Origin of the sequence: Pseudomonas sp. Z18(2022), from assembly GCF_036346535.1 — a bacterium.
Classification (GTDB): domain Bacteria; phylum Pseudomonadota; class Gammaproteobacteria; order Pseudomonadales; family Pseudomonadaceae; genus Aquipseudomonas; species Aquipseudomonas yamanorum_A.
Genome location: NZ_JAOTOA010000002.1, coordinates 31,764 through 57,184 on the forward strand (window position 1 = coordinate 31,764; position 25,421 = coordinate 57,184).

The 25,421-nt window shown below is 62.7% G+C and carries 12 protein-coding genes and 1 pseudogene; all 13 read left to right on the forward strand.

Annotation, left to right across the window (positions count from 1 at the left end; all coding sequences use genetic code 11):
• The first annotated feature begins 105 nt into the window (after positions 1-105).
• Positions 106-537 (forward strand): MarR family winged helix-turn-helix transcriptional regulator, encoded by a 432-nt coding sequence (locus V3W39_RS05485; RefSeq protein ID WP_010168758.1) that lies wholly within the window; start codon positions 106-108, stop codon positions 535-537.
• The gene (locus V3W39_RS05490) at positions 534-2,612 is read left to right on the forward strand and encodes an FUSC family protein (protein WP_330212329.1); all 2,079 of its coding nucleotides are present in this window, start codon (positions 534-536) and stop codon (positions 2,610-2,612) included. Before V3W39_RS05485 ends, V3W39_RS05490 begins: the two co-directional genes overlap by 4 nt.
• Positions 2,609-2,818: a DUF1656 domain-containing protein gene (locus tag V3W39_RS05495; RefSeq protein WP_003218193.1), complete on the forward strand. Its 210-nt coding sequence runs from the start codon at positions 2,609-2,611 to the stop codon at positions 2,816-2,818. The genes V3W39_RS05490 and V3W39_RS05495 overlap by 4 nt, the downstream gene beginning before the upstream one ends.
• Positions 2,815-3,705 carry an efflux RND transporter periplasmic adaptor subunit gene (locus tag V3W39_RS05500; RefSeq protein WP_177042386.1) on the forward strand — a complete coding sequence of 297 codons (891 nt, stop codon included), beginning with the start codon at positions 2,815-2,817 and terminating at the stop codon, positions 3,703-3,705. The genes V3W39_RS05495 and V3W39_RS05500 overlap by 4 nt, the downstream gene beginning before the upstream one ends.
• Positions 3,702-5,144, forward strand: a complete 1,443-nt coding sequence (locus V3W39_RS05505; protein WP_177042384.1) for an efflux transporter outer membrane subunit — start codon at positions 3,702-3,704, stop codon at positions 5,142-5,144. The genes V3W39_RS05500 and V3W39_RS05505 overlap by 4 nt, the downstream gene beginning before the upstream one ends.
• A gap of 95 nt (positions 5,145-5,239) precedes the next feature.
• Entirely contained in the window at positions 5,240-5,872 is a 633-nt protein-coding gene (locus V3W39_RS05510) for an NADH:ubiquinone oxidoreductase subunit N (RefSeq protein WP_177042382.1), read from the forward strand.
• Between the two features lie 249 nt (positions 5,873-6,121).
• The gene (locus tag V3W39_RS05515; RefSeq protein WP_177042380.1) at positions 6,122-7,618 is read left to right on the forward strand and encodes a YdgA family protein; all 1,497 of its coding nucleotides are present in this window, start codon (positions 6,122-6,124) and stop codon (positions 7,616-7,618) included.
• 181 nt (positions 7,619-7,799) lie between these two features.
• Positions 7,800-10,253, forward strand: coding sequence for a poly-beta-1,6 N-acetyl-D-glucosamine export porin PgaA (pgaA, locus tag V3W39_RS05520; protein ID WP_330212330.1), 2,454 nt, complete (start codon positions 7,800-7,802; stop codon positions 10,251-10,253).
• Between the two features lie 12 nt (positions 10,254-10,265).
• Positions 10,266-12,263: a poly-beta-1,6-N-acetyl-D-glucosamine N-deacetylase PgaB gene (gene pgaB, locus V3W39_RS05525; protein ID WP_330212331.1), complete on the forward strand. Its 1,998-nt coding sequence runs from the start codon at positions 10,266-10,268 to the stop codon at positions 12,261-12,263.
• Positions 12,264-12,266: 3 nt separating this feature from the next.
• Positions 12,267-13,613, forward strand: a complete 1,347-nt coding sequence (gene pgaC / locus V3W39_RS05530) for a poly-beta-1,6-N-acetyl-D-glucosamine synthase (RefSeq protein ID WP_330212332.1) — start codon at positions 12,267-12,269, stop codon at positions 13,611-13,613.
• Complete coding sequence (pgaD, locus tag V3W39_RS05535; protein WP_177042372.1) at positions 13,610-14,098, forward strand: poly-beta-1,6-N-acetyl-D-glucosamine biosynthesis protein PgaD; 489 nt, start codon at positions 13,610-13,612, stop codon at positions 14,096-14,098. Before pgaC ends, pgaD begins: the two co-directional genes overlap by 4 nt.
• A gap of 304 nt (positions 14,099-14,402) precedes the next feature.
• Positions 14,403-16,124, forward strand: coding sequence for a ShlB/FhaC/HecB family hemolysin secretion/activation protein (locus V3W39_RS05540; RefSeq protein ID WP_177042371.1), 1,722 nt, complete (start codon positions 14,403-14,405; stop codon positions 16,122-16,124).
• A 31-nt stretch (positions 16,125-16,155) separates the two neighbouring features.
• A pseudogene (locus V3W39_RS05545) lies at positions 16,156-25,404 on the forward strand (two-partner secretion domain-containing protein); the annotation flags it as partial.
• Positions 25,405-25,421 lie beyond the last annotated feature (17 nt).

Consider the following 25,421-nt stretch of genomic DNA (forward strand, 5'->3'; position numbering starts at 1 on the left):
ATTTGTATCAAAACTTGACGGCTTTGGATCCATCGACCATATTGATAGTTAGCAAACTAACTGTATGCGAATAATCCAGTGTCCCAGACCCTCGAACAACTCCAGATGAACATCAGCAGCAGCATGGTGGTAGGTGCCAGGACCTGGCGCAAAATCTGCCAGACCACGCTTGTGAGCTATGGCATCTCCGAAGCCTGCGCCGTGCCGCTGCTGATGATCGGCCGCCTCGGCGACGGTGTGCATCAGGTCAAGGTGGCCCAGGCCGCCGGGATGGAAAGCCCGTCCCTGGTGCGCCTGTTGGACCAGCTGTGCAGTTCCGGCTACGTATGCCGCACCGAAGATATCCACGACCGCCGCGCCAAGGCCTTGAGCCTCACCGAGCGTGGCCGCGAGCTGGTGCAGGCGGTGGAAGAACAACTGGTGCGCCTGCGCCGCGAAGTGCTGGCGACGATCGACCCCGATGACCTGGAAGCGGCCCTGCGTGTACTGCGGGCCTTCGAAGGCGCCAATCAACATCCCATGGTTGTGAGTTCTTGAACGGATTTTTTACCGGCATGCCGCCGGCCAGGGATTGGTTCTATGGCGTCAGGACATTCGCCGCTTCAATGATCGCTTTGTACATCGCCATGCTGATGCAGATGCCGCGTCCGTATTGGGCGATGGCCACGGTGTATATCGTTTCCAGCCCGTTTGTCGGCCCTACCAGCTCCAAGGCGCTGTACCGGGCTGTCGGTACCTTCATGGGTGCGGCCGCGGCGGTGTTTTTTGTGCCGATGTTTGTGCAGACGCCTTACGTGCTGGTGGTGGTGATCGCGCTGTGGACCGGGATTCTGCTGTTTCTGTCCCTGCACCTGCGCACCGCCAACAGCTACGCGCTGATGCTGGCCGGCTACACCTTGCCGCTGATCGCCCTGCCGGTGGTGGATAACCCGCTGGCGGTGTGGGATGTGGCAGAAGCGCGTACCGAAGAAATCTTCCTCGGCATCGCCGTGGCGGCAGTGGTGGGGGCAATGTTCTGGCCACGACGCCTGGCGCCGGTGTTTGATGATTCGGTGAGCAAGTGGTTTGCCGACGCGCAGGTCTACAGCCAGCGCTTCCTCAGCCGCAACGTGCAACCCGAAGAAATCAGCACCTTGCGCGGTGGCATGGTTGCCACCTTCAACACCCTGGAATTGATGATCGGCCAGTTGCCCCACGAGGGCTCGCGGCCGCAGACGGTGCGCAATACCAAGGAGCTGCGCGGGCGCATGATCCACCTGCTGCCGGTGATCGACGCCCTCGACGACGCCGTGTACGCCCTGGAACACCGCGCCCCGGAGTTGCTCGACCGCTTTACACCGCTGCTGAGCGCCGCCAACGAGTGGCTGGACAGCACGCAAAAGGACGCACCCCTCGAACGCTGGCGGGCGCTGCGGGACCAGATCGAAGCCCTGCAGCCCGACGCCGACGCCCTGGATGATCGCCACCAGTTGCTGTTCTCCAACGCCCTGTTCCGCCTGGGCGAGTGGGTGGATTTGTGGCAAGACTGCCGCAGCCTGCAAGCCGCCATCCAGTGCGAAAGTCAGGACAACTGGCGCGCGGTGTACCGCCACTGGCGGTTGGGCCGGCTGACGCCATTCCTCGACCGTGGCCTGATGTTCTATTCGGCATTTTCCACCGTCACCGCGATCATCGTCGCCTCGGTGCTGTGGATCCTGCTGGGCTGGACCGACGGCGGCAGCGCGGTGATCCTGGCGGCGGTGGCGTGCAGCTTCTTCGCCTCCATGGACGACCCGGCGCCGCAGATCTACCGGTTCTTTTTCTGGACCGCGATGTCGGTGCTGTTCGCCAGCCTCTACCTGTTTCTGGTGCTGCCCAACCTGCACGATTTCCCGATGCTGGTGCTGGCGTTTGCGGTGCCCTTTATCTGTATCGGCACGCTCACGGTACAGCCGCGCTTCTACTTGGGCATGCTGCTGACGCTGGTCAACACCTCGTCGTTCATCAGCATCCAGGGCGCCTACGACGCGGACTTCCTGGCCTTCGCCAACTCCAACCTGGCCGGCCCGGTGGGCTTGCTGTTCGCCTTCGTCTGGACCCTGATCGCCCGGCCATTCGGCGCCGAGCTGGCGGCCAAACGCCTGACCCGTTTCAGCTGGCGCGACATCGTCACTCTCACCGAGCCTGCGACCCTGGCCGAACACCGCAAGATGGGTGTGCAAATGCTCGACCGCCTGATGCAACACCTGCCGCGCCTGGCCATGACCGGCCAGGACACCGGCATCGCCCTGCGCGAAGTGCGCGTGGCGCTCAACCTGCTGGACTTGCTGGCCTACTCGCCACGCATCCTCGGGGTGCCGCGGGTGCTGCTCAACCAGGTGGTGGAAGGCGTCGGCGGTTACTTCAAGGCCTGCCTGAAAGCCGGTGAACGTCTGCCGGCCCCCAGCGGTCTGCTGATGACCCTCGACCGTACCCGCCGCGCCCTCAACGGCCAGGGCCTGCAAGGCGAGGACGAAACCCGCCTGCATTTGTTGCACGCCCTCAGCGGCTTGCGCCTGGCGCTGCTGCCGGGCGTGGAGTTTCTCGGCGGCACAGAGATGGAAGCGCCGTTACCCGATGGAGCGCCTTTATGATCGGTGATCTGGATATCAGCGGGGTGTTCCTGCCCACGCTGCTGGTGCTGATGGGCATTACGTATGTGTTGTACCTGGTGGTGCACGGGCTGTTGACCCGCGTCCACTTCTATCGCCTGGTCTGGCACCGGGCATTGTTCAATGTGGGTCTCTACGCTCTGTTGCTGGGCGCAGTGGATTCACTCAGTCGATACCTGATGACATGAAAAAACCTTTTTTGACCATCGGCCGTGTAGTCCTGACGTTACTGGTGGTGACCTTCGCCTGCGTCGTGGTGTGGCGCATGGTGATGTACTACATGTTCGCGCCGTGGACCCGTGACGGCCACATCCGTGCCGACATCGTGCAGATCGCCCCGGACGTATCCGGGCTGATCCAGCAAGTGGACGTGCGCGACAACCAGTTGGTGGTGCGCGGCCAGGTGCTGTTCTCCGTCGACCAGGACCGCTTCAAGCTGGCCTTGCGCCAAGCCCAGGCCGCCGTGGCCGACCGCCAGGAAACCCTGGCCCAGGCCGTGCGCGAGAACAAGCGTAACCGTGGCCTCGGCAACCTGGTGGCCAGCGAGCAACTGGAAGAGAGCCAGTCCCGCGTGGCCCGTGCCCAGTCGGCCCTGGCAGAAGCGCAAGTGACTGTGGACGCCGCTCAACTCAACCTCGACCGCTCGGTGATCCGCAGCCCCGTGGACGGCTACGTCAACGACCGGGCGCCGCGTGCCCAGGAGTTCGTGACGGCCGGGCGCCCGGTGTTGTCGGTGGTGGACAGCAACTCGTTCCACATCGACGGTTATTTCGAAGAGACCAAGCTCGACGGTATCCATGTCGGAATGAGCGTCGACATCCGCGTGATCGGCGACAACGCCCGCCTGCGCGGGCATGTGCAGAGCATCGTCGCCGGCATTGAAGACCGCGACCGCAGCAGCGGCTCCAACCTGCTGCCCAACGTCAACCCGGCGTTCAGCTGGGTGCGCCTGGCCCAGCGGATTCCGGTGCGTATCGCATTTGACGACGTGCCGGCAGACTTCCGCATGATTGCCGGGCGCACCGCCACGGTATCGATCATCGGCGACAAACCCCAGTCGGAGACCAAGCCATGAAACGGCTTTTAGCAACCGCCGGGCTGGGGTTGTTGCTGTCGGCCTGCCAGGTGGTGGGGCCCGATTACAAACTGCCGGACAAGGCGGCCTTGAACCGTGGTGACCTCCAGGGCCAGTTGGCCGGTGAGGGCAACAACGTGGTGTCGGCGCCGGTGCCGGCGGATTGGTGGAAGCTCTATCAAGACCCGCGCCTGGACAAGTTGGTGGAGCAGGCCATGGCCTCCAACACCGACCTGCGGGTGGCTGCGGCCAACTTGCAGCGCTCGCGCTATCAGGTGCAACAAGCCGAATCGGCCGGGGGCTGGAGTGTCGGCGCCAAGGCTGAGGCCCAGCGCCTGCAAGAGTCCGGCGAAGCCTATTTGCTGACGGAAAAAGTCCCGGTGGCCAATATCGGCGCCGCGAGCATCAGTACCTCCTACCAGTTTGATTTGTTCGGCACCTTGCAGCGTGGCATTGAAAGCTCCCAGGCCACTGCCGATGCAGCCCAGGCGGCCGCCGATATTGCCCGCATCACCCTGGTGGCGGACGTGGTGCGCTCCTACACCCAGGTGTGTGCGGCCAACGAAGAACTGGCGATCGCCAACGAGTCCCTCGACCTGCAAGCCCAGAGCACCCACCTCACCCAACGCCTGCGGGATGCCGGGCGCGGTGATGAAACCCAGGTCACCCGTTCGCAAACCCAATACAAATCCCTGCGCGCTGAAATGCCGCGCTATGAAGCGCTGCGCCAGGCCGGGCTGTTCCGCCTGTCGATGTTGCTGGCCAAGCCGCTGGATCAACTGCCAGCCGGCACCGCCCAGTGCGCCGAGCTGCCGCATATCGCTCAACTGTTGCCGGTAGGCGATGGCGCGACGCTGCTCAAGCGCCGCCCTGATGTGCGCCAGGCCGAACGCCAACTGGCGGCGGCCACCGCGCGTATCGGCGTGGCCACTGGCGCGCTGTACCCGGATATCAGCATCGGCGCCACCGTGGGCACCGTCGGCATCCTGGATGACCTCGGCACCCCGGCCACCAACCGTTGGGGCTTTGGCCCGCTGATCAGCTGGACGCTGCCGACCAACGGCGCCCGGGCGCGCATCCACGAGGCCGAAGCCGCGACCCAGGGCGCCCTGGCGCACTTCGACGGCGTGGTGCTCAACGCCATCCGCGAAACCCAGACGGGCCTGGCGCAATACACCGCGCAACTGCAACGCCGCGATGCACTGGCCGATGCCGGCGCGTCGGCCAAAGAGGCGGCGGAGCAGACGCACCGGTTCTTCCAGGCCGGCCGCGCGTCGTTCCTGGCCGACCTGCAAGCCACCCGCACCTACACCGATGTGCGCGCGCAACTGGCCGCGGCGAACACCCAGGTTGCCATGAGCCAGATCGATTTGTTCCTGGCCCTGGGCGGCGGCTGGGAAAGTGGACGAACGCAAGCCACACAAGCCAGCAAACCCTGAGCTGATTGCTATGCTTTGACAGGCGGCCTCCCGTGCTTTTTATAAGTGGGGCAGCCGCTTGTCACTGCTCGCGTTTGCTCATGGGGATTCCAATAATGAAAAACCCTTATGCTCCCGCTTTCTGGTGCGTGTTCTTCGCACTGGTGTTGCTATCGGCGACTTACTTCTACGGCATCATGCTGGCCCATCAAATCGACAAGGCCATGGTGTTCCTCGACAGCGCCAGCGCGCTGATCGCAGTGTTGTCCATCGGCGTGGTGGCCTGGGCTTCTTACCAGGGCCAACGCATCAAGCGAAGACTTCTTGAACAAGGCAAGACCCGCGTGGCCATCTGGGACACCAAGGTCGCCCTGCGCCGGGTCGAGACCGTGTTCGACCGCTACTTCTGGGGCAGCTACTGGCAACCGGGGCGCACATTCCAGGAAGTCATGGGCGAACTGACCGGCACGCCCCTGGAAAAAAGCCTCGAAGCCCTGAAAAAACAATGCGTGATGCTCGATCGGCAAACGGCCGACGGACGGCATTGGCTGAATAACGCGCGGGAATTATCCGACGTGGCCACCGCGATGGCGCGGGAGCGTTACCAGCTGGATTTTTATGACCCCAAGTCGGATACGCCGGGCAATGCGGTGATTCATCGTGAGTTTGAAGTGCTGGTGTATACGTGGACGGCGCGGCTCAAGAGCTTTGACCATCAGCTCGATGAGATCGAGACTGAGTATTCCTGAGCGCTGTGGTGGCTTTACTGGCGCCATCGCAGGCAAGCCAGCTCCCACATGTGGAATGCGATCGAATGTGGGAGCTGGCTTGCCTGCGATGGCGATTTAATATTCGCCACGGTAGTCCCCTGTCAGTGAAAAACTGGGCTCTGCACCTCACCCAGTGCTAATCTTCCCCGGATTTCGGCGGGCTTGAGCCGACACCCTACGGGGTTCAGGGAAGACAGCCCACTTCACAGGATTTGATCAGGTCACTACATGAATAAGCCAGCAGTCGTTCTCTTGGGTATCGTCGTCGCCATTGGTGCAATCAGCGCAGGCGGTGCCTGGTACACCGGCAAGCAACTGGAGCCGGTGCTGCAAACCGCTATCCAGGACGCCAACAAGGAGCTGCAGACCTCCATGGCCGGTGTCGACGGCACCGTGACCCTCGAACTGGTCTCCCTCGACCGCCAGCTGTTCAGCAGCACTGCCCACTATCGCCTCAAGGCCCAGGGCGCGGTGTTCGGCGAAAACCACCAGGACACCGAACTGCTGTTCGTCGACCATATCGAACACGGCCCGCTGCCGTTCTCGCGCCTGGTGTCGCTGAAGTGGCTGCCGGTCATGGCCACCAGTCACTACGAACTTGAGAAAAACCCCACCACCGAAAAATGGTTCGCCGCCAGCAAGGACGTATCGCCCCTCAAAGGCGTGGCCAACATTGGCTATGACCGCTCGGTGACCGGCAACATTGAACTGCTGCCCCTGGAACTCAAGGACGACAAGTCGGCCGTGAGCTTCTCCGGCGCCAACCTGGACTTCGACTCCACTGCCGAAGGCAAGAAGGTCAAGGCCAGCGGCTACATGGACAGCCTCAAGGTCTCGGTTGTCGACGCCAACAACGCCAAGCTGGATGCCGAGCTCAGCGGCCTGACCATCGCCAGCAACCTGGAAAAAACCACCTTCGGTTTCTACACCGGGCAGAACACTGTCGAGCTGACCAACACCAAGGTCACCTTCGGCCCGCAGCAAGCGGTGCTGACCCTCAAGAACTTTGAGCAGAAAGACAGCAGCGAAACCAAGGACAACAACCTGGCCGGCCGTGTCGACTACAAGATCGACGAGATCGGTTATCAGGGCAAGCCAGTGGGTTCGGCCGCCATGGCGGTCAGCATGAAGAACGTCGATATCCCGTCGATGCTGGTCCTGACCAAGCTCTACCAGGAAAAAGTCCAACCAGCCCAGGCCGCTGCGGCTGCCGGCAAGCCGGTGCCTGAGTTGCAACTGACCGAAGCCGAGCAGGCCCTGGCCCAGGCCAACGTCGACCAACTGCTGGCTGCCAAGCCGCAAGTGGCGGTAGAAAACCTGTCGCTGAAAACCACCAATGGCGAGAGCCGCTTCAACCTGGTGCTGGACCTGGCCAAGCCGTCGAGCATGGACTTGCCGCCGGTTGAACTGGGCAAGCAAATCGTTGCGCTGCTGGACGCCAACCTGAGCCTGTCCAAGCCGATGATCCAGGACGTTGCCGGCCTGCAGGCGCAGATCGGTGGTTTGACCGATCCGAAAGCCATCGAGCAGCAATCCCAGGCGGCCAGCGAGATGATCAGCGGCATGGCCGTGGGCACTCAACTGGCGACCCTGGTGGGCACCGATATCGTGTCCAAGCTGCACTACGCCAACAATGAAGTGACCTTCAACGGCCAGAAAATGACCGTCGAGCAATTCATTGGTTTTGTGCTGGGCAAGTTCGGCGCGGTCAGCGGCGCTCAATAAGACTCGGCTTAAAGTGATGTAGGCCAATTCTGAACAATTGTTCTGAATTGGCCTTTTTTGTACCCCTCTCAAGGATATTGCGCCCCAGGAAAGCTTGGCCGCGTCATCAGATGTCGGCCGCCTGGTGTGTCGTGCAGGTGAATTTATCGCTACAGCTTTCCCAGGTGAGGAAGCTGACGACATGTCGCGTAATGTTCATCCCTTTATCCGCTTGGCGCTTTGCAGCCAACTGCTGTGGCCCGTCGTGGCCTCGGCCGATGCGGCCTATGATTCGCTGATCAACCAGGCCCGCAGCGGCAACTACGGTCCGGCCCTCAACCTGCTGCGCCAACTGCCTGCCGAGCGCCAGACGCCGGGGCAGGTCAGTGATCATTTGCTGATCGCCAGCTGGGCGCGCCAGGACGCCGAAGTGCTGACGGTCTACGAGGCCCAGGGCCGGACTCGCAGCCTCACTACCCAAGCGCTGGCCACCGTCGCCCGCACCTATCGCAACCAGCAGCGCTGGGAACCGGCGATTGCCGTGTATCGCCAGGCGCTGCAACGTGAACCGAATAACCCCGACCTGCAACTGGGCCTGGCCCTGACTCAGGCGGACGCCGGCCAGACCGCCGAAGCCGTGCAGCGCACCCGTGCCCTGGTGGCCGCCAAGCCCGACGACGCCGATCGCCGCATGGCCCTGGGCTACGCGCTGACCCGCGCCGGTTCCACCTATGACGCGCTGTTCGAATTCGACCAGGCGTTCATCCGCGCCGGCAACAAACCCGAAGTCGCCCGGGAATACATCATCGCCCTGCAGCGCGCACGCCTGCCGGAGCCAGCTTTGCGCCTGGCTGCCAAGCGCCCGGGCCTGCTGGACCCGGTCACCCAGCGCCGCCTCGAAGGCGACCTGGCCGCCGAGCGCGTGCGCCTGGCCGAGTTCGCCACCCGCAGTGAGAAAGAGCGCTACGTGATTGCCGACCGCGCCCTCAAGGATTACGACCAACTGCTCGCCACCTGGACGCCGGATGCCAGTGCCCATGACGACGTGGTGCGCTGGCGCATCGACCGCCTGGGCGCGCTGAAAGCCCGGGCGCGTACCGCCGACGTAGTGCGCGATTACGAAGTGCTGAAGGGCGAAGGCGTGCAACTGCCGACCTACGCATTGCGTTGGGTCGCCGCCGCCTACCTCGACCAGCGCCAGCCGGAAAAGGCGGCGCCGCTGTATCGCCAGGCCCTGGCGGCGAGCGATGCAGACGCCGGCGATCACGTCGAAGACAGCACCGCGTTGTTCTACGCCTTGCTGGAAAACGATCAGGTCGTAGAGGCTCGCGAAGTCGCCGACAACCTGGCAAGTACCCAGAAACCCCGGGTCGAACTCAAGGGCCTGCCCATCGGCAACCCCAACGATGCCTGGATGGACGCCCAACAATTGGCCGCCCAGGCCGGCACCTATGGCGCCGACCTGCCCGCCAGCGAAAAAGGCCTGGAAGCCCTGGTGCAACAGGCTCCCGGCAATATCGGCCTGCGCCTGGCCCAGGCCGACATGTACCGCGCCCGCGACTGGCCACGGCGCGCCGAAAACATCCTCAAGGAAACCGAAGCCCAGGCCCCGCGTGACATCGGCCTGGAAGTTTCCCAGGGCCACACCGCCCTGGATTTGCAGGAGTGGCGCCAACTCGACGCACTTACCGACGACGTCGTCGACCGTGCCCCGGACAACCGCCAGGTGCAACGCCTCAGCCGCCTGCGGGATGTGCACGACATGGCCGAACTGCGCGTCGAGGCCTACACCGGCAAAAGCAACGGTGGCGGCGATAACGGCGCGGGCGCGGTGTCTGGCAGCCGCGACTTCGGCATCGAGACCTTGCTCTACAGCCCGCCCATCGATGAAGACTGGCGGGTGTTCGGCGGCGCCGGCTATGCCACTGCCGATTTCGAAGAAGGCACCGGCCAGCACCGCTGGCAGCGCCTCGGTGTAGAGCGGCGTACCCGCGACATGACCCTGGAAGCCGAGGTGTCCAATCACTCCTACGGCTTTGGCTCCAAGCAGGGCGCGCGGGTCGCGATTGCCCGGGACATCAATGACCAATGGCAGTACGGCGGTAGCCTCGACTACCTCTCCGCCAGCACCCCGTTGCGGGCGCTGAACGCCGACATCACCGCCAACGGCGGCAGCGGTTTTATCCGCTGGCGCGCCAACGAAAGCCGCGAATGGAAACTGGCCCTCAGCCCGTCCCATTTCAGCGACGGCAACAACCGCCTCGAAGCGCTGCTCACCGGCCGCCAAGGCGTGTACAGCTCGCCCGGCGTGCAAGTTGACCTTGGCCTGGAAGTCGGCACCAGCCGCAACACCAAGGAAGACACGCCGTATTTCAACCCGCGCTCGGACTTCAGCGTGCTGCCCACGGCCACCGTCAACCACGTGCTCTACCACCGCTACGAAACCCAGTGGAGCCAGCAGTTCCAGGTGGGTGCGGGCACCTACAGCCAGCGCGACTACGGCACCGGCGGCGTTGCATTGGTGGGCTACGGCCAGCGTTTTCGCTGGAACGACGTGCTCGAAACCGGCGCCAACCTCAGCTGGATCAGCCGACCTTATGACGGTGAGCGCGAAAGCGACCTGCGCCTGATCGTCGACCTCACGTACCGCTTCTAGAAGAGTCCGATCATGCCTGTCTTGTCCCGTTGCCTGTTGGCCCTGGGGTTAATGCTGAGCAGCGCTTGCGCCCAGCAACCCGCGCCTTTCACTCCACCCGCCGAGCGGCTCAAGCCTGCCAGCGAAGCGGCGTGGCCGAAGAACCATTTTCTCGGTATCGCTTACCACGACATCGAGGACCGCGACCCCGATCAAGCGGTGGTGGCGGTACGCACTGAACGCTTGATCGAGCAGTTGGCGTGGTTGCGGGAAAACGGCTACCAGCCGGTCACCGTCGACCAGATCCTGGCGGCCCGCAGCGGTGGCCCGGAGCTGCCGGCCAAGGCGATCATGCTCAGTTTCGACGACGGCTACGCGAGCTTCTATACCCGTGTGATGCCGATCCTGCGCAGCTACAACTGGCACGCGCTGCTGGCGCCGGTGGGCGCATGGGTGGATACGCCGCTGAACCAGCCGGTGGATTTCGCCGGCACACCACGGCCCCGCTCCGACTTCCTGACCTGGCAGCAGGTGCGGGAAATCGCCCAGTCCGGCCTGGTGGAAATCGCCGCCCACACCGACGCCAATCACAAGGGCGTGCTGGCCAACCCCCAGGGCAACCTGCAACCGGCCGCCACCACCCGACGCTTTGATCCAAAGACCAACCGCTACGAAACCGAAGCCCAGTTCCAGGCGCGGATGCGCACCGACGTCACGGCGATTTCCAACAAGATCCGCGCCGTCACTGGCAAGGCGCCGCGTGTGTGGGTGTGGCCTTACGGCGCTGCCGATGGCACCTCGCTGGCGGTGGTGGGCGAGCAGGGCTACCAGATGGCCCTGACCCTGGAAGACGGCCTCGACAGCCTCGGCAACCTGATGAGCAGCCCGCGGTTCCTGGTGGCCTCCGACCCGGACGGCGAGCATTACGCCAATGCCATCGTCGCGACCCAGACCGAAGCGCCGCTGCGGGTGCTGCATGTGGACCTGGACAACGTCTACGACCCGGACCCGGAACAACAGGTGCGCAACCTCGACAAGCTGATCCAGCGCGTGGTCGACATGGGCGCCAGCACCGTGTTCCTGCAAGCCTTCGCCGACCCCAAGGGCGATGGACTGGTGCATTCGCTGTACTTCCCCAACCGCCATTTGCCGGTGCGCGCCGACCTGTTCAACCGCGTCACCTGGCAACTGCGCACCCGGGCCCATGTGAATGTGTTTGCCTGGATGCCGGTGCTCAGTTTCGCCCTGGATGCCAAGCTGCCCCGCGTCACCCGCTGGGACCCGGAAACCGGCAAGGTTGCCATCGACCCCGACCAGTACCAGCGCCTGTCGCCGTTTGACCCGAAGGTGCGGCAGATCATCGGTGAGATCTACGAAGACCTGGCCCGCACCAGTGCCATCGACGGCGTGCTGTTCCACGACGACGCGGTGCTGTCGGACTTTGAAGACGCCAGCCCGCTGGCGCTCAAGGCCTACGCCGCCAACGGCCTGCCCGACAGCATCGAGGCCCTGCGTGCCGACCCGGCGGTGATGCAGCGCTGGACCCGGTTCAAGAGCCGCTACCTGATCGACTTCACTCACGAACTGACCGCCAAGGTGCGCACGCTGCGCGGCCCGCAAGTGCAGACCGCACGCAATATCTTCGCCGAGCCGATGCTCAACCCCGGCAGCGAAGCCTGGTTCGCGCAGAACCTCGACGACTTCCTCACCAGCTACGACTGGACCGCCCCGATGGCCATGCCGCTGATGGAAGGCCAGGACCTCAAGGGCTCCAACGCCTGGCTGGAAAAACTCGTGGCCACCGTCAAGGCCCGCCCCGGTGCACTGCAACGCACGGTGTTCGAGTTGCAAGCCAAGGACTGGCGCACCCCGGCCGCCCCGGACCTGTCCGGCGCGCAAATGGCCGAGTGGATGGGCGTGCTCAAGCGCCAGGGCGTGACCAGTTTTGGCTACTACCCCGACAACTTCCTGGAGAATTCGCCGGATCTGAAAACCGTGCGTCCGGCCCTTTCCAACCAGTGGAATCCTTGACTCATGTTCGACAGAATCCTCGCGCTTATTGTCTTGTCGTTGGTATTGGGTGTGCCCCTGGGCCTGATCTTTCTGGTCACCGGGCAGTTCCTGATGGACTTCGTGTTCTTTTATCCGCTGTTCATGTCCGGCCTGTGGATCGCCGGCGGCTTGTACTTCTGGCTGCACTGGGAGCGCCATTGGCCGTGGGCTGACGACACCCCGGCGCCGGTGTTGGCCGGCGAGCCGCTGATCTCGATCCTGATCCCTTGCTACAACGAAGGCGACAACGCCGCCGAGACCATCGACGCCGCGCTGGCCCAGCAGTACCGCAACATCGAAGTGATCGCGATCAACGACGGCTCCAGCGACAACACCGCCGCCGTGCTCGACGCGTTGGCATTGAAAGAGCCGCGCCTGCGGGTGCTGCACCTGGCGCAGAACCAGGGCAAGGCCGTGGCCCTGCGCATGGGCGCGGTGGCGGCGCGCAGTGAATATCTGGTGTGCATCGACGGCGATGCGTTGCTCTCACCGAACACCGCTGCGTACCTGGTGGCACCGATGCTCGACAACCCGCGCTTGGGGGCTGTCACCGGCAACCCACGGATCCGCACGCGTTCGACCTTGATCGGCCGGGTGCAGGTGGGCGAGTTCTCTTCGATCATCGGTTTGATCAAGCGCACCCAGCGGGTATTCGGCCGGATCTTCACCGTCTCCGGCGTGGTGGTGGCGTTTCGGCGGGCGGCCCTGGACCGGGTCGACTACTGGAGCACCGACATGATCACCGAAGACATCGACGTGAGCTGGAAGCTGCAACTGGACCACTGGAGCATCTTCTACGAGCCCCGCGCGCTGTGCTGGATCCTGATGCCGGAAACCCTCGGCGGCCTGTGGAAGCAGCGCCTGCGCTGGGCCCAGGGCGGCGCCGAAGTGCTGTTCAAGAATATCCGGGGCATCTGGCAGTGGCGCCATCGCTACCTGTGGCCGCTGTTGTTCGAGTACTGCCTGTCCACCGGCTGGGCCTTCACCTTTTTGCTCTCGGTGATTTTCTGGGCGGTGGGCAAAGTCGTGACGCTGCCCGCCGCCATTGCCGTCGACTCGCTGATGCCGCCGGCCTTCACCGGCCTGCTGCTGGCGGTGGTGTGCCTGGTGCAGTTCGCGGTGAGCATCATGATCGACCGGCGCTATGAAAAGGGCCTGTGGAAAACCCTGTTCTGGACCGTCTGGTACCCGCTGGTGTTCTGGCTGGTGAGCCTGTTCACCACCCTGGTCAGCTTCCCCAAAGTGCTGTTCCGCCAACACCAGAAACGCGCGCGCTGGGTCAGCCCGGATCGCGGTATCAAAGCCCCCACCAAGGAACTGCAACCATGAACCTGATTCGTACCCAACAACGCCCGGTGATGTGGGCGATCGACGTGTTCCTGACCCTGCTGGCCTGGGCCGGCCTGATCATCCTGCTGGTGCGTGGGCTGGTGCCGATGCTCGACAGCCATGGCGGCCCCCGGGTCGAAGCGCCGATTTTTGCAGCGCTGGATACCTTGCAGATTTACCTGTGGATCGCGGTGTTCAACGCCGTGGTGCTGATCGGTTGGGCACGTTACCAGCAGCGGCGCGGCAAGCGTTTTGCCCAGCGGCGTTCGGCAGCCAAGGCGTTGAGCGACCAGCGCCTGAGCGACAGTTTCAGCCTGGGCGAAGGCGACCTGGAGCAACTGCGCCGCCCGGGTGTGCTGGTGATTCATAACGACCAGGAAGGCGGTGTGCAGGAAGTGACCGCGCACGTGTCGCGGCATGTGGAGCGGCCAGGATTGAAGTTGGTAGCGGAACAGGAGCGGATCAAGGAAGCCTCAGGCCGATAAATGGGATCCAATTCACAAAATCAGTGCGAACTTTTCTCGTCTTTTGGCTACTAATCAGTCTTGATACAACTTGATGGCTAACTAGTGGCAACTGTAAGTGCCCCGTTTAAGTTGTATCAAAACTGTTACCGCTTGTCGGAATAAAAATTCCAATTGCAAGCGATTAAACGTTGCATGATTTATTTATTGTTAATAATCAGCAACTTATAGGCCTGTTAATCATGGCTTCCAACTAAGCCAGAATCTTGGCCCACCGGAAGTTCGATGTTAGTTTGCCGGCCCCCGCTTTTTCGACGGATCGAACATGTCTTTATTACTGCCACGGACTCGGCTGCTGCTGGGCGTTTGCCTGCTGACTTGCTTCGCACTCAATAGTGCGGTGGCGGCGCCTACGCCTGGCGATCAGGACCTGATCCGCGACCGGCAAAACCGTCTGCTGGAAGAACAGCGCCGGCGCCTTGAAGAACTCAAGGACCTGCCCGGTAAAGAAGCCAAACCCCAGGCGCCTGCCACCCCGGTCGACACCCGTTGCTTCCCGATCAAAGACATTGAGCTCAAGGGCGCCGACAGCCTGCCCGCCAAGGATCGCGAGCGCCTGCTCAAGCCTTACATCGGCCAGTGCCTGGGCGTCTCCCAGCTCAATCAGGTGCTCAAGGCGATCACCGACTACTACATCGACAAAGGCATGGTCACCAGCCGGGCTTACTTGCCGCAGCAGGACCTTTCTACCGGCCACCTTCAGGTGTTGGTGGTGGAAGGCAAACTTGAAGGCCTGAAGGGCGCCGATGGCAGCAACCTGTCCCAACGCGAGCTGGCCATGGCCTTTCCCGGCAAGGTCGGCGAGCAATTGAACCTGCGGGAAATCGAGCAGTTGGTGGACCAGTTGAATCGCTTGCCGTCCAAGCAGGCACAAATGGAACTGACCCCCGGCAGCCAGGTGGGCGGCAGTGAAGTACAGGTCAAGAACGTACCGCAAAAGCCCTGGCGCGCGAGCCTGTCGCGTAACAACGACGGGCAGAAAAGCACCGGCGAACAGCAATGGGGCGCGGGCCTTGAGTGGGACAGCCCGCTCGGCCTGGCCGACCAACTGGTGCTGCGCGGTGGCCACGACGCCGTCAGCGATCACCAGAAAACCTCGAAAAACACCATGCTTTACTACAACGTACCGTGGGGCTGGTGGAACTTCAGCTACACCTACAGCGAGAGTGATTACCGCACCTTTGGCGTGACCAACGACTTTAAATTCAAGCAGAACGGCGACAACGAAAACCACCAGTTGCGCGCCGAGCGGGTGATCCATCGTGACGACGTGAGCAAGACCTCGGTGAACGTCGGCCTGTCGCACCTGCGCACCAACAACTACATCCTCGACGTGCGCACCGAGCCCAGCAGTAACCGCCTCAGCGAACTGCAACTGGGCATCAACCACGGCCGGCGCATCGGCAATGCCTTCGTCAACCTCGACCTGGGCATGCAGAACGGTATCGGCGCCTTCGACGCCCAAGCCGAAAACGAGCGCGATCAGTACGGCAATCGCCTGGCCAACGCGCGCTATCGCAAATACACCGCCACCGTCAGCTACCTGCAGCCGTTCACGCTGTGGGGCGAGTCGTTCAGTTTCTCCAGCCTGGCCACCGGCCAACGCAGTGAAGACATCCTGTTCAGCCCCCAGCGCATGAGCCTGGGTGGCTCGGCCTCGGTGCGCGGTTTCAAAGACCAGCAGCTCACCGGCGACAGCGGCGGCTACTGGCGCAACGACGTGCGCTGGGCGCGCCCGGTGACCTGGGACTGGATGCGCCCGGCCTTCGCTGAATACGGCGCCAGCGTCGGCTACGACCAGGGCGTGATCCGCAACGACCGCTACAACGACAACGTGCACGGCCGGGTCTCGAGCAACTCCCTGGAGCTGTTTGCCCGCGGCAAATACGTCAGCACCAGCGTGACCTTTGCCCATTCCCTGGAACGCCCGGCAGTGATGAGCGAGCGCGAAGCGCCGATCTACTTCCGCATGGATTTCTTCCTGTAATTCAACGCCCCGTTACATCGAGAATATGACAATGGATGTTCGCCACTTTGCCTTCCTGGCCCGCCAACCTTCTGCTGCGCTGAAACCGCGAGACTCGTTCTTCGGCCTGCCCAAGCGCGGCCTGGTGCTGATCCTGGCCAACGCGCTGTTCTGGCAGCCGCTGCTGGCCCAGGCCGAAGGCATTGTGGTCAGTGCGCCGGGCACCACCGTCGGCCAGGCCGGCAATGGCGTGCCGGTGGTGAACATCGCCACCCCCAATGGCAGTGGTTTGTCCCACAACCAATTCAAGGACTACAACGTCGGCCCCAACGGCGTGATCCTCAACAACGCCAGCGGCCCCATGACGAACACCCAGTTGGGTGGCTACATCGTCGGCAACCCCAACCTCAAGGGCGGCGCGGCCAGCGTTATCCTCAACGAAGTCAACGGCGGCCGCCCCAGCCAACTGCGTGGCTACACCGAAGTGGCGGGCCAGTCGGCCAAGGTCATCGTCGCCAACCCGTACGGCGTCACGTGCAGCGGTTGCGGCTTTATCAACACCCCCAACGTGACCCTCACCACCGGCAAACCGGTGCTCGACGCGAACGGCCAGTTGCAGCGCTATCAGGTTGACGGCGGCGCCGTGACCATCGACGGCCAGGGCCTGAACGCCAGCAACGTCGACCGCTTCGAAATCATCACCCGCTCGGCCAAGATCAACGCGCAGATCAATGCCCGCGAATTGACCGTGATCGCCGGGCGTAACGACGTCGATGCCAAAAGTCTGAAAGCCACCGCACGCGCCGATGACGGCAGCGCCAAGCCTGAGTTGGCCATCGACTCCTCGGCGCTGGGCGGCATGTACGCAGGCGCCATCAAACTGGTGGGCACCGAGGCCGGCGTGGGCGTGAAGCTCGACGGCACACTGGCTGCCAGTGGCGGCGATATCCAGCTCGATGCCAATGGGCACCTGAGCATGGCGCAGACGGCAGCCACCGGTAACCTCAAGGTCACCGCGCAAAGCGTCAACCTGACGGACAAGGTCTACGCCACCGGCAATGTGCAGGTGAGCAGCGCCGAAGAACTGGTCAACCAGAAGAGCCTGGCTGCCGGCCAACGCATCGAACTCAACGCGATCAAGGTTACTAACCCGGGCATCATCGAAGCGGGCGTACAGGCGGACAACAGCCGCAATGCCACGGGCGATGTGGTGGTGAACGCGCAAACCGTGAACACCAGCGGCGATCTGCTGGCCAGTCGCGCGTTGGCCATCACCGCCGCGCAGGCGCTGACCAACCAGGGCAGTATCATCCAGGCCAAGACCGTCAGCATCAGCACCGCCAAGCTGACCAACCAGGGCGCCACCGCCCGTGTGTACGGCGAGCAGAGCCTGGCGATCAGCGCACCGGCCATCGTCAACCTGGGCGGGTTGATTCGCTTCGGCGAAGGCCAGGTCGCTACCCTCGACAGCGCCTCTTTGGACAACCGCCAAGGCCGCATCGAAATGTCCGGCGGCAGCCTGGTGCTGACCAGCGCCGCACTCAACAACAGCGGCGGGCAAGTTATCGCCAACACCCTTACCGTCAACGCCGGCAGCCTGAATAACCAGAACGGCAAGCTGATCGCAGGTGCCCTTACGGTGGACGCCAGCGACCTCGACAACAGTCTCAAGGGCCTGATCCAGGCCGACAACGGCGCACTGAACCTCACCGTCGCCAATGGGTTCAACAACAGCCAGGGTTTTGCCCAGGCCAGCACCGACCTGAACCTCAGCGCCGGCAACCTCAGCAGCAACGCCAACGGCGTACTGAGCGCCAACACCGGTAAGTTGACCCTCGTCACGGCGCAACAGCTCAATAACGCCCAAGGACGCTTGCAGGCCGGGCAGGGCGATATCGAGCTGCACGCGGCGAACCTGGATAACCAGAGCGGCGTAATCGTCGGTAAACAACTGCTGCTCGACGTGACCGGCGGTGACATCGACAACCGCGCCGGTCGCGTGGTGGGCGACCAGCTCGACGTGCGCGCCTCTGGCCTCGACAACCGCAACGCAGGCCTGCTGGCCGGTGGCGCGCCGAGCGTGAGCCTGCTGCTCAAGGGCCCGGGCCAGTTGCTCAATGCCCAGGGCCGTATTCAAAGTGAAGGCCTGTTGCAGGTACAAGGCGAGCGGCTGGACAACAGCGCCGGTATCCTGATCGGCACCTCGGTTGACGTCACCGCGCAAACCCTCAACAACGGCAACAAAGGCTCGCTAGTCAGTAATGGCAGCGACGTGACCCTCAACGTCAGCGACCTGCTGACCAACGCTGGCGGGGTCATCGACGCTGGCGAGCGCAGCGTGCTGGTCAAGGCGCTCACCACCCTCGACAACAGCGGCGGCACCCTGCGCGGCAAGCGCCTGGACATCGCTGCACAGCACCTGAACAACGATGGCGGCCAACTGCTGGCCGGTAACCAGGGCCTGAGCTACAGCGGCCAGGACGCGACCAACCGCAAAGGCCTGATGCTCAGCGGCGGCGCACATACCCAACTGGATACCGGCAGCCTGGATAACACGGGCGGCACCGTGCAAGGCGACACCCTGACCGTCACCGCCGACAGCGTGAACAACGCCAGCAACGGCACATTGGCCAGCCTGGTCGGCAACCTGCAACTGACCGTCGAAGCCCTGGCCAACCAAGGTGGCAAGCTGTTCGGTAAAGAACAGGTGACGATCACAGGCAACACCCTCAACAACAGCGCGGGCGGCCAGATCAGCGGCAACCAACTCAACCTGACTTCACGCGACACGCTCACCAACCAAGGCGGCCTGATTGAAGCCAACCAGGGCCTGACCCTCAACGGTGGCAACCTCGACAACAGCGCACGCGGGCAACTGCGTGCGCTGGCCGGTTCCAGCAGCCTTGACCTCAGCGGCACGCTGAACAACCAGGACGGCACCCTCGAGTTCGGCAGCACAGCTTTCAGCCTTGATGCTACGCACCTGAACAACCAGGGTGGCCAGTTGCAGCACGCGGGCAACGGCCTGTTCCGCATCAACACCGCCAGCCTCACCGGCAGCCAGGGCAGCATCAATGGCATGGGCACCGCTGACTGGGCATTCGGCAGCGTCGACGGCCTGGGCCGCTTGCAGCTCAACGAAGCCCTCACTTATCGAAGCGCCCAAGGCCTGACCCTCAAAGCCGGCGACCGCATGGCCAGCAGCAAGGGCTTGACCCTCGACGTGGCCAGCCTGAACAACGGCGGCGAACTGCTCAGCGACGGCAACGTGAGCATCACCCTGAGCGGCGACCTGAACAATAGCGGCCGCATTGCCACCCAGCAAAACCTCAGCGTGACGGCCAACAACCTCAGCCAGAACGGCGGACGCCTGGCGGGCAACTCCACCCAGCTCAAACTGAGCGGTACCCTCGACAACCTCGGCTTCCTCACCGCACGTCAGCAACTGGATATCGCAGCGGCACAAATCGGCAACCGTGGCACGATGGGTGCCCAGGGCGCGGTGAATCTCACCGCCGTCAACGGCATCACCAATGGCGCCGATTCGCTGCTGTTCAGCGGTGGCGACCTGAGCCTGCGTGCCAACGGTTTCGCCAACAGCTACGGCGACGTCTACAGCAAAGGCAACCTCACGTTTGCGGGCGTGGACGGCGGGCGTGCGGTGCTGTTCAGCAACCGCTCCGGCACGGTGGAAAGCGAAGGCTACATCGGCATCAGCGCAGGCTTTATCGAAAACGCCAAAGACAAGTTCGAGCTGGGTCAAACTCTCCAGACCGGCAGCTTGAGCTGGGTGTGCGGGCAGCACTGCGGCGAGAAGGACAGCTGGCGGCGCGGTACCATCACCATCAATGAGACCTACCTTGAAGCAGCGATCCAGGATTCGGCCTCGGCGCGGCTGGTGGCTGGCCAAGACATGCTGCTGCAAGGCGACACCGTGCAGAACCGCAACAGCCTGATGGCCGCTAACGGTAACTTGAGCATCACCGCGCAGGATTTGCTCAACGAAGGCTCCAGCACGCGCACCGGGCAACGCAAAATTGTCATCGGCACCCCGGGGCATGTCGACAAGCACCTGTGGGAGCGCATGGAATACGTCGATGTGCCTGCGTTCAACAACGCGACGGCGGCCGGGAATTTCAACAAGACAACGTTTGAAGCGCTGAAAGCCCTGTCGCCCAACAGCGATCCGTTCCGGCAATCGAGTGACGTCACCACTTGGACCCCTAACGGCGGCCTCGCCTACGACGCCACCCTGCAAGCCGGCGGCACCGTCGACCTGTCCAAAGTCACCCACAAAGTACAAAACGGCACGCTGCACGAGAACACCCTGGCGCAACTGACCGGCACCCTCGACAACGATCAGACCGGCATCCCCGTCGGCGGTATCAATATCAACCTCAGCAAGCACGTCAACGACGCCAGCGCCCAGGCGCCCGGCACCGTGCTGCCGGTGGTGACCCTCGCGCCGGGTGGCGGCTTCGTGCCCGTGGACTACACCGGCACGCCGTTCGCCCCGGTCGACCCCACCACCTCGCCGTACTTCCAGCTGCCTAAGGGTGAATACGGCCTGTTCGTCAAAAGCGCCGACCCCACCAGCCACTACCTGATCGAAACCAACCCCGAGTTCACCACCGCGTCGGGCTTCTTCAGCTCCGACTACATGCTCGGCAAACTCGGTTTCAACAGCGACAACGCCTGGCGCCGCCTCGGCGATGGCCAATACGAGACACGCCTGATTCGCGACGCGGTACTCGCACAAACCGGCCAACGCTTCCTCGCCGGCGGCCTACTCAGCGACGCCGACCAGTTCCGCTACCTGATGGACAACGCCCTGGCCAGCAAAGACGCGCTGCGCCTGAGCGTCGGCGTGTCCCTCACCGGCCAGCAAGTCGGCGCCCTGACCCACGACATCGTGTGGATGGAAAACCGCGTGGTCGACGGCCAGACCGTCCTCGTGCCGGTGCTCTACCTGGCCCAGGCCGAATCGCGCAACGTGCGCGGCAACAGCCTGATCCAGGGCCGCGACCTCAACCTGGTCACCGGTGGCGACCTGGTTAACGTCGGCACCCTGCGCGCCAGCAACAGCCTCAGCGCCGCGAGTGGTGGCAGCCTCTACAACGGCGGCCTGATCGAAGCCGGCAACAACCTGAGCCTGCTGGCCCAGGACAGCATCCGCAACGCCATGGGCGGCGAAATTCGCGGCAATCAAGTCAGCCTTACCACCCTCAAAGGCGACATCACCAACGACAACACCGCGATCCAAGTGCGTGAAGGCGTGGGCATGCGCACCCTCACCGATGCCAGCGCAAGCACCATCAGCGCGCGCGGCAACCTGGCCATTGAAGCCGGGCGCGACCTCAACAACCACGGCGCCCTGGTCGCCGGCAACGACGCCACCCTCACCGCCGGCCGCGACCTCAACCTCGTCGCCGTCAGCGACACCAGCGTGATCCACAACACCATTGATGGCGGCGAAAAATCCACCATCACCACCGACGTCAAAAACCTTGCAGCCAGCGTCACGGCGGGCGGCAACGTCAACATGCAGGCCGGGCAAGACGTCAACATTATTGGCAGCACCGCCACTGCCGGTAAGGACCTGAATATTCAGGCTGGGCGCGATTTCAACGTTGCGTCTGTCAGCGATGTGCACAACGTCGAAGGCAAAGAGAAGGACGGCAAGAAACGTATCAAGACGGCGGATGAGCAGACCACGCAGTTAGCCAGTGTGTTGACGGCAGGCGGGGACTTTACGAGCCAGGCCGGGCGCGACACCACGTTGGTGGCGAGCAAGATCAGTGCGGGGAATGAGGCGTATCTTTACAGCGGGGATAGGTTGAACCTGCTGGCGGCGCAGAACAGTACGCATACGTTGTATGACATGAAGGAGAACGCTGGCTGGGGCGCGAAGAAAGCCAAGCGCGACGAAGTCACCCAAACCACCAACGTCGGCACTGAAATCAAGACCGCAGGCAACCTGACACTGGTTAGCAACGGCGACCAGCTTTACCAGGTCGCCAAGCTCAACAGCGGCAACGACCTGATCCTGAAAAGCGGCGGCGCCGTGACGTTTGAAGGCGTGAAGGACTATCACGACGAGAGCCATACCAAGAGCAAGAGCGACATGGCTTGGTTCTCGATGAAGGGCAAAGGCAAAACCGATGAAACCCTGCGCCAGAGCGAACTGGTTGCCAAAGGGCAGACCGTCATCGAGGCCGTCAATGGCCTGAAAATCGACGTCAAGCAAGTCGACCAGCAAACCGTCAGCCAGACCATCGACACCATGGTCAAGGCCGACCCGCAGTTGGCCTGGCTAAAGGATGCCGAGAAACGCGGCGACGTGGATTGGCGCCAGGTAAAAGAGCTGCATGACTCCTTCAAGTACAGCAACTCGGGCATGGGCCAGGGTGCCATGTTGGCGGTCATCATCATTGTCACCATTGTGACGGCTGGGGGTGCAAGCGCATTGGCAGCGTCAGCGGGCAGTGCTGTAGGCGCCGGTTCTACCATGGCCGCCGGCACAGCTGCGGTTGCGGCGACCAGTACGTCGGCTGCGGTTGCAGCCACCAGTGCCGGGCTTGGCAACATGATGGCCACCGCCGCACTGACCTCGCTGGCCAGTACCGGTGCTGTGAGCACGATCAATAACAAAGGCAACCTCGGCCTTGCGCTAAAGGACACCTTCAGCAGCAGCAGCCTGAAAAACGCCGCCATCGCCGGCCTTGCAACCGGCGCGTTGAACTACGCAGACAGTAATTGGTTCAAGGGCGCAAGCCCGGCCGACGGTGCGGGCGCGAAAGTCACCACGGCGGGGCCGGTGCAAAACCCAGGCTATTCCAGTGACTGGCTCAGTTGGCAGAAAGCGCAGGATGCGGTGCTGCGCGGTGGCACCCATGCCGTCATCGAAAGTGGCATCTCTACCGCCATCAACGGCGGTAGCTTGAAAGACAACCTCGGCTCGGCCTTGGTGTCGCAAGGTTTCGACCTTGCCGCAGCAGCGGGTAACAAGGGCCTTGGCAACCTCGCGAACGAGCTGGACCTGAGCCCCGGCTCGACGCAGAAGGTCTTGATGCATGCCCTCCTCGGTGGCGCACTCTCAGCGGCCCGAGGCGGCGACTTCAAAACCGGCGCCATTGCCGCCGGTGCGGCGGAGGGCTTGACGGCGATTGCGAACGAGAACCTCGGTAAGTACCTGGATGAGCGTTTCGCTACCGATGATCAATTCAAAGTCGCCACCGCGCAGCTCATCGGTATCGCCGCCGGCTCGCTGGTTAACGGCAACCCGAATGACGCCGCCTGGGTGGCGGGCAATGTTGAGCGGTACAACGAGCAGTTGCACCCAAGCGCGCCTGAGTTGATTGAAAAGCAAGCGCCGGCGCTGGCAGCGGAAAAAGGCATCAGTGTCGAAGAAGCCACGCGACTGATGGGCGTTGCCCTGGCGTACAACACCGATGAAGGTTGGAACAAGTCGATCTCGCAAAAAGACGTAGACGCTATCGACACGGCTACTTTGCAGCATCTGGGTGTTGCGCTTGCATCTATTGCAGATCAATACGCCCGAACCGACGCTTCCGCAGACGGCAGTAAGCGGGGGTACTCAGGTAATGAAACAGCGGCCTTGATTCTTGATTTCCACGCGACTCGGCCGACTGCTTACAAAGACAGCACTATAAACATCGACTATCTGGGTGATCCGAAAGGGCGCAACACCCAAGGGTTGGTGGATTTTTACGAGACTAACCTGGATTACAGCGGCAAACCGACTGACTACAGCGACGTTGCCAAAGGCCTGGCAGTAGGGGCTGGCCGCAGTCTATGGGGGTCAGTGCAAGGCTTTGCCAAGACTGTCGGTGGGCTTTTAGGTAATAGCAGCCCACTGGAAATGACCAACGGCCTGCTGGGGCCGATTGCCGACCCGACGGTGGACCGTGGCGGCCAAATGATCACCAGGCAGACGGGCAGAGAATTTGTCTCGCGCTTGCAAGGCAACAGCTATGAGTCAGCGGCGCAAGTCACTGAGTTAATGACTGATGGTTTAACCATGATCGCGCCTTCCGGCCGATTTGGGCAGGTTTCCAAGGTTGGCGAGGCTTCAAGCGTCGTCAGGGCCGACGGCGCACTTGTGGCCCGTAGCGACGTCGGTTTGACCAACGTGGGGCGCCAGGAAACGCTTGGCAGCAACGGAATCGTACGCGTTGCGGATGACATCCCCAACTATGGCCTGAGCCCCAACAGCCTTGACTCGGCCGTGCGCTTCGAGCGCACCGGCGCCAATGCGACAGCCCCGACAACTTCGATTGGGAAATACGAGCAAACCGCCTACACCGGTGATGTGGGCAGCTTCGCCAGGGCCGATGACCTGTTCGCGACTCGACGCGATGACGTCGTTCTCTCGAATTACAAAGAGCCTTGCTGCTTCGCGGCCGGCACTAAAGTCTCGACCCCCAACGGCGACCGTACCATCGAGTCGCTCAAAGTCGGCGACGTGGTCTGGAGCAAACCCGAAAAAGGCGGCAAACCCTTCGCCGCAAAAATTCTGGCCACCCATCAACGCACCGACCAACCGATTTACCGCCTCAAACTGAAAAGCGTTCGCGCAGACGGCAAAGCGGAAGGCGAAACCCTGCTGGTCACCCCCGGCCATCCGTTCTACGTACCGGCCAAGCGCGACTTTATCTCTGTAATCGATCTGAAGCCTGGGGACCTGCTGCAATCCTTGGCAGATGGCGACACGGACAACACGTCATCTGAGGTTGAGTCGCTGGAGCTCTATCTGCCAGTGGGCGAAACGTACAACCTGACGGTTGATGTGGGGCATACGTTCTACGTTGGGGATTTGAAGACGTGGGTGCACAATACGGGGCCGTGTGCGCTGCCGGAGGGGTATTTTGGGACAAAAGCAATTCCAGAAAGTAGCTACCCGTCGATTGCCAAGCCAAGTCCAAATGCCCCAAGCAGTGTAATTCTTGGCGAGCTTGACTCACTTGGTCGACCTACTGGGGTTACAGCAGTCCTTAGGGAGGATTCATTGGGCGGGGGGTCAAGCGCTAACCCAGCGATTCGACCTCCAGGTTTTGAGGGGCAGCCTGCTAACCATGCGCGAGGACATTTGCTTGCAAATTCACTAGGAGGGGCTGGTGATGATGCAAGAAATTTGGTAACACTTTTCCAGCGCAACGCAAATCATCCGAATATGAGTTCATTTGAGCGTCAAGTCAGGGGCGCAGTGCAGAGTGGTGAAACAGTAAGCTATAGGGCGGTGCCTGTTTATACAGGCACAAACCTAATGCCAACCGGTGTAACGTTGTCTGCTCGTGG